The organism is Glaciecola sp. 2405UD65-10, from assembly GCF_048820975.1.
In the GTDB taxonomy this organism is placed as follows: Bacteria; Pseudomonadota; Gammaproteobacteria; order Enterobacterales; family Alteromonadaceae; genus Glaciecola.
Window position 1 is genome coordinate 2,532,991 of record NZ_JBMEUF010000001.1, and the last position, 16,530, is coordinate 2,549,520.

Consider the following 16,530-nt stretch of genomic DNA (forward strand, 5'->3'; position numbering starts at 1 on the left):
ATAAAAATTTTCTGACCGATCGGTCTACTTTTTGCATTAGAAACCCTATATACTTTGTTTATTCGCTAGGGTGTGGAAAAGCATAATGATCCAATTTTTAATCAACAGCAAGTTAGTTAGCGTAGAAAACGAAGCCGCCGACTTAACTTTGCTTAATTATTTACGCAACGATTGCTCCTTAAATGGAACAAAAGAAGGTTGTGCGTCAGGTGACTGCGGTGCATGCACGGTGGTAGTGGCCGAACCTTGCTCAGGCAGCCAAAATAACGCTGCGCCTAAGCCATTGCAATACAAAGCAATTAATAGCTGCGTAACGTTTTTATCAGCCCTGCATGGCAAGCAAATTCTTACGGTTGAAGGCATTAAACAAGGCAAAGACTTGCACCCCGTGCAACAAGCCATGGTAAGTGAGAATGCCACCCAATGCGGCTTCTGTACACCTGGATTTGTAATGTCTTTGTTTGCACTTTACCAACAAGCAAACGAACAAAGTGCATCAAGCCCTGTTAAGCGAAGCGAAGTCATTAACGCCTTATCAGGCAATTTGTGCCGCTGCACGGGTTATCAATCTATTATTTCGGCTGCATTACGCGCTTGCAACGAAAAGAGCGAAGCAATAAATACATTGGCTGAACAGGCTGTTGCTACGCAATTACAAAGCCTTCAAGGTACCAGTGAAGCGGGCACCGAAGTGCTGCATTTACCCAGTTCGCGTCAAGCCTTAGCGCAGTGTATGCAACAACACCCTGAAGCAATGCTAGTGGCCGGCAGTACTGACCTAGCCCTGCTTCATACTCAGCAATTAAAAGCGCTCCCTAGTTTAATTAGTTTGTCATACCTTCCTGAACTTAAATCAATTGCCGTGAATGAAAACACTTTGAGCATAGGGGCCGCCTGTACCTTAAGTGACTTTGAAGCAACACTACTAGAACACTTCCCAAGCTTAGAAGAAATAATGGAGCGCTTTGCAAGTTTGCCCATTCGAAATCAAGCAACCTTAGGTGGAAACATTGCTAATGCCTCTCCCATTGGTGATATGGCTCCCGTTTTAATTGCACTAAATGCGAACATAGTGCTCGACAACGGTGCAGAATATCGTGAAATGCCACTTAAAGAATTTTTCACTGGCTACAAGCTTACTCGCTTAAATACTAACGAATGGTTAAGCCGAATTGAAATACCCTTGTTAAAGCCAAATGAAATATTAGCTGCCTATAAAATATCAAAGCGTTGTGAAGATGATATATCAGCCGTGTGCATGGCAATAAAATTAAGCCTTGAGAATGGCTCGGTAGTGCAAGTGAGTACGGGCTATGGCGGCGTAGCAGCTACACCGGCATATTGTGACGAATTACATAATGCCCTTGTTGGCAAAGCTTGGCAAAATCAAGAATGCGTAGCACTAGGGCAAGCCGTTTTAGGTAAAGCCTTTACCCCCCTTGATGACGTACGAGCAAGCGCGAATTATCGTATCCAAATGCTAGAAAATTTATGGCATCGTTTTTGGTTAGAATCTAATGCAAAGCAATCGCAAAATAGCATTGATATAAGAGTACAAGCCCATGCGTAAACTGGTTGAGAACACAACAACATCCAAGGGCGCAACAAGCCAAGTAGGTTCGCAGTACACAAAAGCTTGCCCACATGAAAGCGCAGTGCGACAAGTAAGCGGCGAAGCCCGTTACGTTGACGATATTCCCGCACCCGCTAATTTACAATACGCAGCGGTAGGCTTAAGCCCATTTACCAGCGGCACTATTACCAAAATAGATGTTGACGCGGTATGGCAAAGCCCCGGTGTGCTAGATGTAATTACCGCTGATGACGTGCCGGGGCACATTGATATAGGCCCCGTATTTAAGGGCGATCCTGTACTTGCGCATAAAGAAATTAAATTTCATGCACAGCCCGTATTTGCCGTTTTAGCGAAAACCCAAGAGCAAGCGCAAATTGCTGCAAGCCTAGGCAAAATTGAGGTAAACGAGCAAACAGCCATATTAAGTGTCGCGCAAGCGAAAAGTGCTGATACCACCGTTCGCCCCCCTCATTTTATGCAAGCGGGTAATTACAGCGAAGCAATTAAACAAGCAGAACATACCGCCAGCGGCAGCCTAGAAATAGGCGGACAAGAGCATTTGTACTTAGAAGGGCAAGTTTCAATGGCCTTGCCTCAAGAAGAAGAGCGCATGTTCATTTACACCTCAAGCCAACACCCTAGTGAAGTGCAAAAGTTAGTAGCCGAAGTACTAGATATTAAGCTTAACAAAGTAGTGGTAGATATGCGCCGCATGGGCGGTGGTTTTGGCGGTAAAGAAACCCAAGCTGCGCAATGGGCTTGTATTGCCGCTTTATTTGCTGCTCGCCAAAATTGTGCGGTCAAACTTCGCTTACCACGCCAGCAAGATATGATGATTACCGGCAAACGTCACCCTTTTGAAAACAGTTATGAAATTGGCTTTGATAGTACAGGCTTAATTCAAGCGGCAAATATTGAGCTAAACGGCAACTGTGGCCATTCACCTGATTTATCAGACGCAATTGTAGATAGAGCCATGTTTCATGCTGATAACGGATATTACCTACCCCATTGCAATATTGCGGGGCACAGGCTTAAAACGCATCAGGTATCACATACCGCATACCGTGGTTTTGGCGGCCCTCAGGGGATGATCATGGCAGAAGCCATGCTTGATAAAATAGCCCGCGCAGTCAAGCAAGACCCACTTACCGTACGTAAACGTAATTTGTACGGGCCAAGCACCGGCATGACTACGCCTTACGGCATGCAAATTGAACAAAATTTACTGCCCGAAATTATAGAAAGCCTTGAAGCATCAAGTGACTACTGGGCGCGCCGCGAAGCAATTACTGCCTACAATAAAACAAGCCCAATTATTAAAAAAGGCTTAGCGTTAACCCCGGTTAAATTTGGTATTTCATTTACTGCCAAGCATTTGAATCAGGCGGGTGCATTAGTACACATATATACTGATGGCAGTGTGCAAGCAAACCACGGCGGCACTGAAATGGGCCAAGGTTTACACACTAAAATTAGCCAAATTGTGGCCAACGAGTTCGCGCTTAATTTAGACGAAGTTGAAGTTACCTCAACACGAACCGATAAGGTGCCTAACACCTCACCCACGGCGGCTTCAAGCGGCACTGACTTAAACGGTAAAGCGGTGCAAAATGCCTGTATTACCATTAAGCAAAGGCTCGCTGAATTTTACGCGCAGTCAGTAAACGGTGATGTAAACGACGTACGCTTTGAAAACCAAACCGTTTATTGCAATGAACACAGTTTGCCTTGGTTTGATTTAATTCAGCAGGCTTATTTTGCTCGCGTGTCATTATCCTCTAGTGGTTTTTATAAAACCCCTAAGCTCGCTTATGATCGTGAAACAGGCAAAGGCCGCCCATTCTTTTATTTTGCGTATGGCGCAAGTGCAACAGAAGTAAGCATAGATACCCTAACAGGTGAATACAAAGTAGAGCGCGTAGATATTCTTCATGATGTGGGCACTAGCTTGAACAAGGCCATTGATATAGGCCAAATTGAAGGTGGTTTTATTCAGGGTATGGGCTGGTTAACTACCGAAGAGCTAAAATGGGATGATGGCGGCAAACTAAGCAGTAACAACTTGGCTACTTACAAAATTCCGGCTATTGGTGATACCCCTAAAATCTTTAACGTTGACTTGTTTGACCGACCCAATAACGAAGACAGCATTTACCATTCCAAAGCCGTGGGCGAACCACCATTTATGTTAGCTATATCGGTGTGGTGTGCGCTTAAAGATGCTATTGCGAGTTTACACGACTACGCAAGTGACCCAACCTTGCATACCCCAGCAACCCCTGAGCGTATAATGCAAGCCATAGCCAGTATGAGAGATAAGCACTAATGCGCGTTTCAACATGGTATGAAGCCCTTTATAAGTGCCAGCAACAAGGCCAAGGCTACGTGCTTATTACAGTAGTTATGAGCGCTGGCTCGGCCCCTCGTGAAGCTGGCTGTAAAATGCTTATTACTGATGATCAACAATTCGATACTATTGGCGGCGGGCATTTAGAATTTGAAGCTACTCGCCATGCTCGTGAGTTATTGGCTAAAAACGAACAAAGCCAAACCTTAGTGTCTTACCCACTTTCTAGCAGTTTAGGCCAATGCTGCGGCGGAGCCGTTAAAATATTATATGAAGTGCATGTGAATCATCATCAGCATATTGCGGTATTTGGTGCAGGCCATGTAGCGCAGTCGTTGGTACCAATGTTAGCGCAATTACCTGTGCAAATAAGCTGGGTAGATGGCCGTGAGCGCTTCTTTGAAGACCTCCCGTTGCATATGGTAAATTTAAGTAACGTAAAAGCCATTGATAATGACGACCCTTGCCAAGTACTTGAAGCATTGCCTGACAACACTTGGGTAATTATTTTAACGCATAATCATCAACTCGATTATGACTTAGTGGAAGCCGCGCTTAAGCACCCCAGCATTGATTTTGTGGGGATGATTGGTTCGCAAACTAAAGCAAAGCGTTTTCGCACAAAATTAGCTCATCGCGGGTTCACGCCTGAGCAAATTGCTCAGTTAATTAGCCCCATTGGCGATACCAGCATTCCAGGTAAGCGCCCTGTTGAGGTGTCGGTGTCGGTGTGTGCGCAGCTTATTAAGCGTTTACACAAGTTTGATACCAACAACAGCAAAGCGGTGCCACAAGATGCCAAACCCCATAGCGCCAAAACATTACAAGCAAGCTCGCTTGAGGACAAATTATGAAAACACTCGCTGCGCTAAATAGCGCGAGCAAAGAAGACGCCATTGCTTGGTTTATGCAAACATGTACGGCATCTAGTTGGTGTGAATTAATGAGTGAGGCGCGCCCTTTTAGCTCTGTTGATTCACTGCAATCATGCGCCGCTAAAATATGGCAAACCATGCAAAAAGCTGATTTTATGGAAGCCTTTGAAGGCCACCCCATGATTGGCGATGTTAGCACTTTACGTGCAAAATATGCCAACACCAAAGCACTTGCCAGTAACGAACAATCAGGCACAGCTAATACCACTGAAGCCACATTAGAAGCCCTGCACACTGGTAATTTAGATTACCTAAACAAGCATGGTTTTATATTCATTATTTGTGCTACGGGTTTGTCTGCTGAAGCAATGCTAGAAAAACTGCAAGCGCGCTTGCCAAATGAAACCAATATTGAAATGCAAACCGCGGCTAATGAGCAACTTAAAATTACTCAGTTGCGCATTAATAAAGCCTTAACACCCCAGGAAAATTAAGAATGAATAGCTTATCTAGCCACGTATTAGATACCACTACAGGGCGTCCTGCTGCCAACATGGCACTTGAGCTCACCTTACCAAATGGGATTAAAATTGCAGGTAAAACCAATGAAGATGGCCGCTGCAAAGATTGGGGCGATACAGTATTTGATGCCGGTATTTACTGCATGCGTTTTAAATGCAAAGCCTACTTAGAAGCCCTACACGGCGAAAGCTTTTATCCGTTTGTTGATATTCATTTTGAAATTAAAGAAAACGGCGGCCACTACCATGTACCTTTACTTATATCGCCGTTCGGCTTTAGCAGTTACAGGGGTAGCTAGTGGTAAATTCCCTTAGCCTTTACCGGGCAAGTATATTGCATTTTGCGCAAGCAACTGACGCACCACAAAACGATGCTCAGTATTTTGCCGACGGTGCATTGGTAGTAGAAAACGAGCGCATTGTTGCCATAGGGGATTACGCTGAGCTTGCCAAGCAATATGCCAACGCGCACTACGTAGATTACCAAAAGCGCTTAATTATTCCCGGCCTAATTGACAGCCACTTGCATTATCCGCAAACAGAAATGATTGCGAAATACGGTGAGCAGTTGTTGTCATGGTTAGAAAACTACACTTTTCCCACAGAAAACAAGTTTGCTTCGGTGCAATACTGCGAGCTTATTGCAAAGCATTTTATACAGCAGTTAATTGCTAATGGCACTACCACGGCCTGCGCCTACTCAACGGTTCACAAACACGCTGCCGATGCATTGTTTAAAGAAGCATCTTTGCACAATATGGCCTTTATTGCGGGCAAAGTATGTATGGATAGGCATTGTCCTAGTGCCATTCAAGACACACCTGAACAAGCCCAGCTCGACAGCCACAAGTTAATTGAAACTTGGCATGGGAAGGGGCGTAATTTGTATGCCTTAACGCCGCGTTTTGCCCCTACTAGTAGCGCTAAGCAGCTAAGTTTATTGGGCGAACTTGCCCAGCAATACCCTGATGTATTTATTCAAACGCATTTGTCAGAAAATCAAAATGAAATTGAGTGGGTGAAAAGCTTATACCCCCAACATTGCAATTATTTGGATGTGTATGACCATTACAACATGGTGCGCCCTAGGGCTTTATTTGGCCATTGCCTGCATTTGTATGATGAAGAATGGCAACGCTTGAGTGAAGCAAAGGCCACCGCAGTATTTTGCCCTACCTCTAATCTATTTTTAGGTAGCGGTTTATTTAATATTGAAAAAGCGAAACAAGAAAATGTATCTATTGCGCTGGCTACCGATGTGGGCGCGGGTACTAGCTTCAACATGCTAAATACTTACGGTGAGGCATACAAAGTAGGGCAACTTCAAGGCCAAGCCTTAAACGCTTTAGAGGGTTTGTATCTTATGACCCAAGGCCCTGCATGCGCATATAGCTTAAATGACCAAATTGGTAATTTAAACCCCGGCACATACGCTGATTTTGTAGTGCTAAATCCCAGCTTTAATCGTTTAGGCGAATTACGCTGTGCAAGTTCATTTGAAAGCCAAGCGAATGGCTCTAGTGGCGACGGCGAAGACATTCTTTTCGCCCTTAGCTTTATTGGTGACGACCGAGCAGTAGAAGCAACCTACATTGCAGGGACTCAACGCAAACACACTTTATTGGAGGGCTAGTATGCCTTGGCTTGAATGGTTATCACTTTTTGTTAGATGGTTTCACGTTATTGCAGGCGTTGCCTGGATTGGTGCTTCTTTCTATTTTATTTGGCTTGACAACAACTTACGAACACCGCCGCAATGGAAGCAAGATAAAGGCATTAAAGGTGATTTGTGGGCGGTACACGGTGGCGGCTTTTACGAAGTAGCAAAGTACGCCTACGGCCCTGAAAAAATGCCTTCTACACTACATTGGTTTAAGTGGGAAGCTTATACCACGTGGTTAAGTGGCATGGCATTGCTAGTGCTGGTTTATTACTTCGGGGCATCGGCCTACTTGATTGACCCAAGAGTAATGGAATTAAGCCCTGCTCAAGCGGTAACTTATGGCCTAGGCTTTATTTTTGGTGGCTTAGCTATTTACGAAGCCGCTTGTAGAAGCCCTTTAGGAAATTACCCTAAATTGTTCGCACTGTTTTTAGTAACTTTCGTAGTGCTAATTTGCTGGCTAGCAACATCATGGTTTAGCGGGCGCGGTGCATACATTCATGTAGGCGCGCTAATAGGCACCATTATGGTGGGTAACGTGTTTTTCAATATTATGCCTGCCCAACGTAAAATGGTAAAAGCGGTAAGCGAACAACAAGACATAGACCCAAGCTGGGGCGCAGGCGCTAAGCTTCGTTCAGTGCACAATAACTATTTCACGCTTCCCTTGTTATTCATAATGATAAGCAACCACTACCCTATGACCTATCAGCATGAACTAAACTGGTTGGTACTGGTAGTTATAATTGCGTTGTCGGCGTGGATACGGCATTTCTTTAACCTAAAACATTTAGGGGTAGTTAGGCCTTCTATTTTAGTTTCGGGTGCCATTGGTATGGCTTTATTGGCGCTTTGGGTGTCGTTTCCACGCAACACGCTAGAAACACCACAAGTAAATGTAGAGCAAACCAGCAGTACTAGCATAGTTGAAACCGCGAGTAATCTTAGCCCGCTTGAGCAACAAGCATTTGAAATCATTCAAACTCACTGTGTTGGCTGTCATTCGGCTCAGCCTACAGACGATATATTTCGCATAGCACCTTTAGGGGTTATGTTAGATAGTTGGGAGCAAATTGATGGCCTAGCGAGCAAAATAATCAATCGAACGGTAGTAACTAAAGATATGCCTTTAATGAATAAGACAAATATGACCGAAGAAGAAAGGTTAGTTTTATTAGCATGGTTTGAAAAACAAAACTAAAGTCGAGTTTTTACGTATAAAAGCATAGGTAAAACCCTATGCTTTTAATTAAATTGGCATGAAAGGTTTATTTTTCACCTTTTTTTGTGGTTTACTACAGTTATGCAATGTTCTGCCGATACAGTTACCGGATAGTAACGTATTGCCTTTTATCTTATTGAAACAATAACTAACAGGAGAAAAAAATGTATATACCTACACACTTTCTTCCCATAAAAACGAACAAACCAAAACCTACCAAACGTAGTGAAGTACAATTTGATAAAGCTGAAAGCAATCCTGATACTTCAAAGCAAATGCTACAAGCGGGCGTGCCAATGTACGACAACCGCCAAGGTGAAGACCGCCGTAAGCGTTCGGTTAAGCCATTGCTTGATACGCGTTCTGGCCGTGATCGCCGCTACGATCAAGACAACCCCCCAATAGATATTAAAGCCTAATATACTCAAACCTATTGCACTAAAACCTAGTGCATCCACTTAGGCACAAATTTATGAATACATTCAAACGTTTGATCACCAGCATATCAATTATGATTTCGGCGTTGTTAACGCCGGTTTCAAGCGCATACAGCACCAATATTTCTGCAGAAGACTTAAACAAACTTGAAGACGGCAATTACGTGTTGGTAGATGTAAGAACCGCTAAAGAATATCAACAGGGATACATTCCTGGTGCAGTTAACATCCCCTTACAAGCACTGCCTGAGCGTTTACCTCAACTAAAAGACAAAGAACAAAAATTAGTAGTGTATTGCCGTTCAGGGCGCAGAGCGGCTAAAGCTATAAATTACATGCATGAACAAGGGTATAAGAATATTGTGCATTTAGAGGGTGACTACCTTAAGTGGGTAGAACAAGGGCGCCCAGTTTCAACACCCTAATTGCGGTAGCATTCTGTATTCAATGAAACAGGCTTTGCACATTCTCTGAAGATATTACCTCCATTTTCTACGCTAGATACGTATTCCTTAACCTTTTCAAAATCGATAGTTATCTTTTCGTATTGCGATTCATTCAAATCAAATTTCTTACTTTTAAGATGTTGAGAGCCTTTCACTGCTTTTGTGAATGATGTGCATGCCTAAACGCGCGTTTTGGCGCTCAGAAACGATAACTAAAAAGGTGTAAACAACACTGACCCCCTTTTTTTAGGGGAGGGTTACACCAATATCAGTATTTACTTCTTAACGCCTTCAACAACAAGGCTTAGCTCTACGTTTGCAGAAGCAGGACCTAAGTCCATTTTCACATCAAAATCTTTCATCTTAAAGCTAGTAGTGCCCGTAAAACCTGCGCGATAACCACCCCATGGATCATCGCCTTCACCAATGGCAACCGCATCAATACTTAGCGGTTTAGTTACACCGTTAAAAGTGAAATCACCGTTAATCACAAACTTGTCATCGCCTTTGCTTTCAATTGAGGTTGAAGTAAAGCTAGCTTCAGGGTATTTGTTGGTATTTAAGAAATCAGCACCGCGCAAGTGCTTATCACGCTCGGCGTGGTTTGAGTCTACGCTTGTAGTATCTATGGTCACATTCACTTTCCCCTCTGATAGCTTGTTTGCATCATAAGAGAAATCACCTGAGAAATCGTTAAAGCGGCCCACAACAAAACTATAGCCTAAATGGCTTACACTAAATTGAATGGATGCATGAGCACCTTTGGTATCAATCACGTAGTCAGCCGCATTAGCAGCAAATGGCAATAATAATGATGAAGCAAATAGTGAAGCAATAATATGTTTTTTCATTTTTGGTTCCTTAAATTTTAGTAAAAATTAACGTTGGTCATTTGACACAGGCTTTAGCATTCTGCGTAAAGTCGCATCTTTATCTACTACATGGTGTTTAATTGCCCCAGCTGCATGTAATACAACCAACACAATTAAACTGTAAGCTGCATATTTGTGAATAGCGCCAGCAACATCGGCTTGATTATTAAAAAGCTCACCAGGAAACGGCACTTCAAACCAGTCGAATACCCAAATATTGCGGCCATCTGCGGTTGAAATCAAAATGCCTGAAAACATAATGCTTAGCATAAGCAAATAAAGTAACAGGTGCGTGAACGAGGCAACTTTTTGCTCCCATTTAGCATGAGAAAGTGCGTCAGGATTTTTCGAAAACCATCGCCACAATAAGCGTCCAAAACTCAATGCTAGTAACAGCAAGCCAACACTTTTGTGTATGTGCGGTGCATCTTGATACCACGCGCTGTAATAGGTTAATTCAACCATCCAATAACCCAATGCGAATAAGCCCAGTATTGTAAAACCTGACACCCAATGAAATATTATACTGATGAGGCCATAACCCTCAGGCTTGTTTGCTAACATCTGTTCACTCCCCAAATAGTGAACATTATTATAAGACTAATTTTGGGAAAGAAAATCACTAAAAATAGGCAATACCTTTCGATTTATTAGAAGGGTCTGAGTGCATTTTTTTAAAAGGAAATTTTGGTAGGTACGGAGTTTTTAGAAGATGAAGTTCACGCCACGCTAAAACATATGTAAACAGAGCAGCCCAAGCTACCCTGTTTGAACACTAAGCATACATGAAATGCTTGGCTTATCTCTTTTTGTTTTCATAACCCGAATGGAGCTGAACATCAATTGCGTTTAACACCTCCGAACGACTAATAGAACCTATTAACACACCTGATTCATCAAGCACTGGATATACTTTTGGCTTCTCTTTAATCATCATTTGTGCAAGTTCAATAATAGAATCGTTACCTTGAACTGATAACACTGGCGTTTTCATAATATCTTCAACACGAGCTACTTGTTCTCGGTAATAACTTGAGGTAATCATTTGGCTTAAGCAATCTTGTTCTGACAAAAATCCAATGAGTTCATTTTGCGAATTTACTACAGGCCCTCCCGTTTGCTTACTAAGTAATAAACGCTCTACGGCTTCTGCCACCGGCATACTCGGTAACAATTTTACAGCGCGACGATTCATATAGTCTTGAACTTTCAATGATTCCATTGTTTCTCCTCAATAGAGTACCGTGTTGTTGAGGGTGTAATTAGTCAAAAACACCTTGCTCCACAGCTTAGTCTATTTTTTGTTCATATTCACCACTTATTCAAACAAACAACTAAGCAAATAGTGGTATCTATTTGCCTGTAAAGTAATACGCTGAAAATGATTATTAGGCAAACGTCGCGCTAGTTAATTGTAAACACACGAACAGAACGCCATAACTTTATCTTGCAAATGAACTGAACTAAGTTTAAAACTGATAGTTTATGTAAGCCATTTTGGAGTCAACTATTTGCTTAAAATACAAAGAGTCATCATTCTAGGATTCTGCTTCTTAATATTTGCCTGTGGCGGCGGGGGAAGCGGCGACACAAATACAGTTGAGCTTCCTCAATCACCTGATCCTGATGTATTGCATACCCTAAGTGGCACACCTGCTACGTCAGTAAACGAAGATGAAGAATATGCTTTCCAAGTTACCGTCAACAACAGTGACAACGACCCTCTTACCTTTAGTTTAGATAACGCGCCATCTTGGCTTAGTATTTCAAATACGGGTTTGGTAAGTGGGATGGCAAACACCGATGCCGATACAGGCATATTTGCTGACATTGTGATTTCAGCCACCGATAACAAGCAAAATACCGTATCGCTGCCCGCTTTCACTCTCAGTGTTTATGCGGTTAATGACACTGCGATCATCACGCTCGAAAACAGCTCTTTTTCAGCTGATGGAAGAAGCACTTTTACTATACCTTATACAATAGAAGATGAAGAAAATAGCGCGTCTATAAGCTTAGAAGGCTTGGAAAACTTTATTAGTTACACTGTTTTACAAACCGAAATAGAAATTACCGTAGCCGATATCAATGAAGTCATTAGCGACACAATAACCATGGTTGCGGGTAATGGCGCTGATGCCTCAAGAGCAAGTATAGAATTACAGCTATATCCAATGAATGCCTCTGGTTTAGGGCGAACGATAAAAGGCAAGCGTGAGGGTAGCGGTGTTCACTTGCTAATTTTAGGAGATGGATATCAAGAAACTGAGCTAAGTACCTACGAAGCTGACGCATTTAAATTTATTGATATTTTATATTCAGACCCTGATATAAGCGAGCACTTGTCTGTATGGAATGTACATGTGGTAAACATGCCATCGAATGATTCGGGCATAGATGATACTTATAATACAGACACCGCAGACACTGTATTTAATAGTGGCTATAACTGCCAAAATATTCAGCGTTTAATTTGCGCTAATACCAGTACTGTCTTTGCAACTTTAGCTGATGAATATCCTTGGGCAGGCGAAGTGGTATTAATTGTAAACAGTGAGCAATATGGTGGCAGCGGTGGTGCTATATCGATTTACAATAGAACCTCTCCAGAAATAGCATTACACGAAATGGGCCACTCATTCGCAAGCCTTGCAGATGAATACGTTGATAGCCAGTTAGCCGATGATAGGGCTCAATCGTATGTACAAGGCAGATATGCGAATGTGTCGAATTCGAACGATCCCCTCGACGCGCCATGGGCGCATTGGATAGATGATCTTGAAAATTATCCTAGTGCTGCAGGCGAAACAGGAGTAGGGGTATTTGAAGGCTCGTATTACAACGCAACAGGCTTTTATCGCCCGCAATATGATTCAAGAATGCGTAGTAATAACGCTAATTTTGGCCCGGTTAACGCAGAACAATGGCTGCTTAATACTTATGCCGGTGCCGGCGGCGCAATTAATGAAGTATCGCCTGAGTCTGCCACTATTAATTTAACCAGCGGTGAATCTATAAGCTTAAGCGCTGTACCCACTTTTAATGTCCATGTTCAAAACATCTCATGGTTTTTAAATGGAGATGCCTTAAATAATGAGGCAGGCAATGAATCTATATCGCTTACACTCGCGCAAGGAACACATTCTGTAGTGGTAAGCCTAAATGATGCCACAGGCAAAATCCGAACTTCTGATTATTCCTACATACACGAGGAATCATTTGAGTGGACAATAACCGTTGATTAAATTAGAGTACTTTATGAAATTACAGGCTTTTCCTCTTAAGGCGTTAAGTACACTTCTTTTGCTTTGTGCTTTCACTAGTAAAGCCGATACTTTGTTGGTAGTAGAGTTTGAAGGCAACCACCATGTAATCACTAAAAAAGTAGAAGTACTTAGTGCATTGAGTAAAAACAAACAACAATTAAAAACAAGCTTGCAGCAACGAAGTACATTAAGTAGCACTGCAACCGCCTCAATCATCGGGTTTGCCGATTCACAAGCATTTGAGCTTGCAGTGCCAAATATACTTACGGTATATGCGCCCTTAAGTGAGGGCCAAGGACACACAGCCGCTCAGCTACAATCGGGGGCATACCGCCTTAGATTACCTACAGATAAGCTTGATATAGAGAGCCTAAGCCTTGTTATACGTTCAGGTAATGATAACGGCAAAGTACAAAAAACAATAAAATTAAGCAACGCTTTGTAATAACGAGAACACTGTAGCTAATTGGCCTGAGGATTTACTTATCACAATAGTGGTAAATAGGTAACTCAAGCATAGGCTCTAAAGTACATTGCTTAAATCTAGTTTGTATTGACTTGCCAACACAGGCTTTAGAATAGTGAGAGAATCAGGATATAGCACTAAATCTACGTTATTAGGCTTAATGTAGTGTTTTCCAATAGCCGAATAAAAAACTTTCACCTGGGGCTGAGTGGGTTTGTTTACGTTATTTTTTAAAACCACTGCAATGCGTTTATTTGATAGCATCACCAAGCTGCCAACCGGATATACACCTAAAGCACGAATAAACTGTAGTACTAACTTTTGATCATAACCATTAGCGGGCGTGCTTAAATGCTTTAGTGCCGATGTGGGTGTTATGGCATCTTTATAAACACGTTGGGTGGTTAAGGCATCATAGCAGTCAATCATAGCTAATATGCGGCTCCACTTACTTATTTTGGAGCCTGAATATGCACTTGGATATCCTGAGCCATCTAGCCGTTCATGATGCTGTTCTACCGCTAACATCATTTCGCTATCTAGTCGAAGTGGTTTTAAAATATCAAGGGAATGACGCACATGCGATTGCATAATACTACGCTCGTCAATATTTAAGGCACCGGGCTTTTTAAGTAGCGTAGCGGGTAACTTTAGCATGCCTATATCATACACATATCCAAGCAAACTCATGCGCTTGCAGTCATGCTCTGACATGCCTAATTGCTTCGCAAAATAACATGCTAATACCGACACACGCATTGAATGCTTAGAAATGTACTCATCACTTTCCATAAGCATGGAAACAATTAATAAGGCGTTTGGGTTGCGAGTTAAAGAGATATAAATATCGCTTACCAATTCACTCGCATGCAATACGTTAATTCCAAGGCCTTGCTTTAGCTCACGTACGAATGCTTTGTGCAACACTTTACTTTGTTTAACAAGTTTTGAGGCGTGTGCTAACTCTATTGATAGCTCATTGTGTTTTATTTTGTTGAAGGCTTCTTGCTTGTTGTGCTGTAAAAGCTGCTTTTTATCATTTAACTTTTGTAAAGTGTCATTTGATTTTAGCTTAGCTCGTTCAACATATACGGATATCACCCCATTTGAACTGAGTTGATCAATAAGAGTTAAGTGGCTAACTGTGCCTTTACTTTTTACCACGAGTTTACCTGCTTGCTTAGCAATACCGTGCACTACCATGCCAAGTTTTAGGTCACCTACCAGTACAGTTTCAAGTTCAGTTACAGCCATTTTTTTATTTAATAATATGCCCATCTTATAGGTATCGGCATTTATAAAATTCTCTGTAAAAAAAAAGGCCGGCTTAATGCCGACCTTGCTGTTTATTCATTTTTGTAGCTAGGTAAATTCAATTATGATTTTTTCAACCAAGCTGAACACCAACCCTTAGCGTTTACTACTTTACCTGGGAATATTGCGCAAGGACGCCATTCTGCGCCGGCTTCACCTTGTACGTACATACAATTTGCACAATTTGAACCCTCTACGGTTGAAGAGTGAGTGTATTTAAGTGCAACTGCAGTAGCATCTTCAGGAGATACTTTTTCTTGTGCACTCGCTTTTAGCGCAACACCGCCAAGTGTTAAACCAATTAAACTAGTGCCTGACAATTTTAAAAAATTACGACGGTTAACTGTTTTCATAACGCTTTCCTTTTTTACATAATGCAAATGATAATAATTCTTTTTTACTGCCTGTTTAAAACAACAAAGGCTTGCCATCATGAACGATATGCAAGCCTTTGTTATTATGCCAACCTAGCTCTTATGGAGTCAGGTACCACTGTGGGGCAACAAAAATATGTTTTGTAATGCTTATACTGTGTATCAAGCTATTTGGATTGTAAAGATTTAAAATTCAAGTTATTGATCTATGTTAATAAAACTGAACACTTTTTTAACTCTTTGTGCCTGAAGAAGCGGATACTGGCACAACACTTGGTTCAATATCGCTTTTTGCGTAGCTAAATCGCGCCAGTCTTTTTGTACTGTGGTAGCTATCTAAACCTGAGACCGCAACTGAACCAGAAGATTCAATATCAAGGTAACCATCTTCAAGTAAATGTTCATCATGGAATATCACCTCAACAATCTTGCCAATTAACATTTCGGTTTTATTGAGTTCAATTAGCGAAATTTGTTCTAATTCTAGTCCTATTTTAACAAATGATTCTGCCACGTAGGGTGCTGCAATTTTGCTCGATGGCTGCGCAGTTAGGCCAACTGCATCAAATTCACTTATATCACTGCCAAACCGCGCTGAACAATGGTGAGCCTGTTTAACAAAACTATGGTGCACATGATTAATAGTATACACGCCGGTTTGTTTAATGTTCTCAAGGGTATCGCGTACAACCGTGTGCGGCCGCATTATCATGCCCATTAAAGGTGGGCTGGCGCCAATGTGAAAAGCAGAACTTATAGTTGCCAAATTATGTACGCCGTGGGTGCTTTGCGTACCCACTAAATTTGCGCTCTTAAAGCCCGACAAGCTATTGACAAAATTAGCACGTACACGCTGTGGCAGCGCCTTAATATCATGCTCACTGAAGACTTTTTTAGCCATTACTCGTCATCTCTTTTCGCCACAATTTTAATGCCAAATTCAGAATCATAAACAGTGACCTCAATAGGTGAACAACATATTTGGCAATCCACAATTTGTTGTTGATTAAAATCGTTCACTTCGTCAACCTCAATATCGTTAATTGTCATACAGTAGGGGCACTCAAATCTTTCGGCTCTTGATAAGCTCATCCAATATAAGTCCTTCTTATAATGTAAAACTAAGTATACGAGCTAAGTATCAAAGT

The 16,530-nt window shown here is 42.0% G+C and carries 18 protein-coding genes; 11 read left to right on the forward strand and 7 right to left on the reverse strand.

Translation table 11 applies throughout. The features are described from left to right. Positions 1–85 precede the first annotated feature (85 nt). From xdhA to ACOI22_RS11210, 9 genes are all read left to right on the forward strand, one after another. Positions 86–1,570 (forward strand): xanthine dehydrogenase small subunit, encoded by a 1,485-nt coding sequence (gene xdhA, locus ACOI22_RS11170; RefSeq protein ID WP_420672107.1) that lies wholly within the window; start codon positions 86–88, stop codon positions 1,568–1,570. After that, entirely contained in the window at positions 1,563–3,905 is a 2,343-nt protein-coding gene (xdhB, locus tag ACOI22_RS11175) for a xanthine dehydrogenase molybdopterin binding subunit (protein WP_420672108.1), read from the forward strand. The genes xdhA and xdhB overlap by 8 nt, the downstream gene beginning before the upstream one ends. Continuing rightward, a complete protein-coding gene (gene xdhC / locus ACOI22_RS11180) occupies positions 3,905–4,780 on the forward strand; it encodes a xanthine dehydrogenase accessory protein XdhC (RefSeq protein WP_420672109.1) in 876 nt (291 codons plus the stop codon). The genes xdhB and xdhC overlap by 1 nt, the downstream gene beginning before the upstream one ends. Continuing rightward, positions 4,777–5,295 carry a 2-oxo-4-hydroxy-4-carboxy-5-ureidoimidazoline decarboxylase gene (gene uraD, locus ACOI22_RS11185; RefSeq protein ID WP_420672110.1) on the forward strand — a complete coding sequence of 173 codons (519 nt, stop codon included), beginning with the start codon at positions 4,777–4,779 and terminating at the stop codon, positions 5,293–5,295. Before xdhC ends, uraD begins: the two co-directional genes overlap by 4 nt. A gap of 2 nt (positions 5,296–5,297) precedes the next feature. Next, a complete protein-coding gene (uraH, locus tag ACOI22_RS11190; RefSeq protein ID WP_420672111.1) occupies positions 5,298–5,621 on the forward strand; it encodes a hydroxyisourate hydrolase in 324 nt (107 codons plus the stop codon). Continuing rightward, positions 5,621–6,955 (forward strand): guanine deaminase, encoded by a 1,335-nt coding sequence (gene guaD / locus ACOI22_RS11195; protein ID WP_420672112.1) that lies wholly within the window; start codon positions 5,621–5,623, stop codon positions 6,953–6,955. The genes uraH and guaD overlap by 1 nt, the downstream gene beginning before the upstream one ends. 1 nt (position 6,956) lies before the next feature. Beyond that, complete coding sequence (locus ACOI22_RS11200) at positions 6,957–8,186, forward strand: urate hydroxylase PuuD (RefSeq protein WP_420672113.1); 1,230 nt, start codon at positions 6,957–6,959, stop codon at positions 8,184–8,186. A gap of 185 nt (positions 8,187–8,371) precedes the next feature. Further along, positions 8,372–8,626 carry a hypothetical protein gene (locus ACOI22_RS11205; protein WP_420672114.1) on the forward strand — a complete coding sequence of 85 codons (255 nt, stop codon included), beginning with the start codon at positions 8,372–8,374 and terminating at the stop codon, positions 8,624–8,626. Positions 8,627–8,679: 53 nt separating this feature from the next. Then, entirely contained in the window at positions 8,680–9,069 is a 390-nt protein-coding gene (locus tag ACOI22_RS11210; RefSeq protein WP_420672115.1) for a rhodanese-like domain-containing protein, read from the forward strand. Between the two features lie 296 nt (positions 9,070–9,365). On the opposite strand, the gene ACOI22_RS11215 is transcribed toward ACOI22_RS11210, so the two are convergent. From ACOI22_RS11215 to ACOI22_RS11225, 3 genes are all read right to left on the reverse strand, one after another. Next, positions 9,366–9,941 carry a YceI family protein gene (locus tag ACOI22_RS11215; protein WP_420672116.1) on the reverse strand — a complete coding sequence of 192 codons (576 nt, stop codon included), beginning with the start codon at positions 9,939–9,941 and terminating at the stop codon, positions 9,366–9,368. Between the two features lie 27 nt (positions 9,942–9,968). Then, positions 9,969–10,526, reverse strand: a complete 558-nt coding sequence (locus ACOI22_RS11220) for a cytochrome b (protein WP_420672117.1) — start codon at positions 10,524–10,526, stop codon at positions 9,969–9,971. Between the two features lie 235 nt (positions 10,527–10,761). Beyond that, the gene (locus tag ACOI22_RS11225) at positions 10,762–11,184 is read right to left on the reverse strand and encodes a CBS domain-containing protein (protein ID WP_420672118.1); all 423 of its coding nucleotides are present in this window, start codon (positions 11,182–11,184) and stop codon (positions 10,762–10,764) included. Positions 11,185–11,473: 289 nt separating this feature from the next. Between ACOI22_RS11225 and ACOI22_RS11230 the strand changes: the two genes are divergently transcribed. Together ACOI22_RS11230 and ACOI22_RS11235 are read left to right on the forward strand one after the other, a co-directional pair. Continuing rightward, positions 11,474–13,207, forward strand: a complete 1,734-nt coding sequence (locus ACOI22_RS11230) for a M64 family metallopeptidase (RefSeq protein ID WP_420672119.1) — start codon at positions 11,474–11,476, stop codon at positions 13,205–13,207. 13 nt (positions 13,208–13,220) lie between these two features. Next, positions 13,221–13,673 carry a hypothetical protein gene (locus ACOI22_RS11235; protein ID WP_420672120.1) on the forward strand — a complete coding sequence of 151 codons (453 nt, stop codon included), beginning with the start codon at positions 13,221–13,223 and terminating at the stop codon, positions 13,671–13,673. A gap of 78 nt (positions 13,674–13,751) precedes the next feature. On the opposite strand, the gene ACOI22_RS11240 is transcribed toward ACOI22_RS11235, so the two are convergent. From ACOI22_RS11240 to ACOI22_RS11255, 4 genes are all read right to left on the reverse strand, one after another. After that, positions 13,752–14,948 carry an HD-GYP domain-containing protein gene (locus ACOI22_RS11240; RefSeq protein ID WP_420672121.1) on the reverse strand — a complete coding sequence of 399 codons (1,197 nt, stop codon included), beginning with the start codon at positions 14,946–14,948 and terminating at the stop codon, positions 13,752–13,754. Between the two features lie 122 nt (positions 14,949–15,070). Then, complete coding sequence (locus ACOI22_RS11245; RefSeq protein ID WP_420672122.1) at positions 15,071–15,361, reverse strand: high-potential iron-sulfur protein; 291 nt, start codon at positions 15,359–15,361, stop codon at positions 15,071–15,073. A gap of 253 nt (positions 15,362–15,614) precedes the next feature. Continuing rightward, a complete protein-coding gene (locus tag ACOI22_RS11250) occupies positions 15,615–16,283 on the reverse strand; it encodes a flavin reductase family protein (RefSeq protein WP_420672123.1) in 669 nt (222 codons plus the stop codon). After that, positions 16,283–16,474, reverse strand: coding sequence for a CPXCG motif-containing cysteine-rich protein (locus tag ACOI22_RS11255; protein WP_420672124.1), 192 nt, complete (start codon positions 16,472–16,474; stop codon positions 16,283–16,285). Before ACOI22_RS11255 ends, ACOI22_RS11250 begins: the two co-directional genes overlap by 1 nt. Positions 16,475–16,530: the final 56 nt, after the last annotated feature.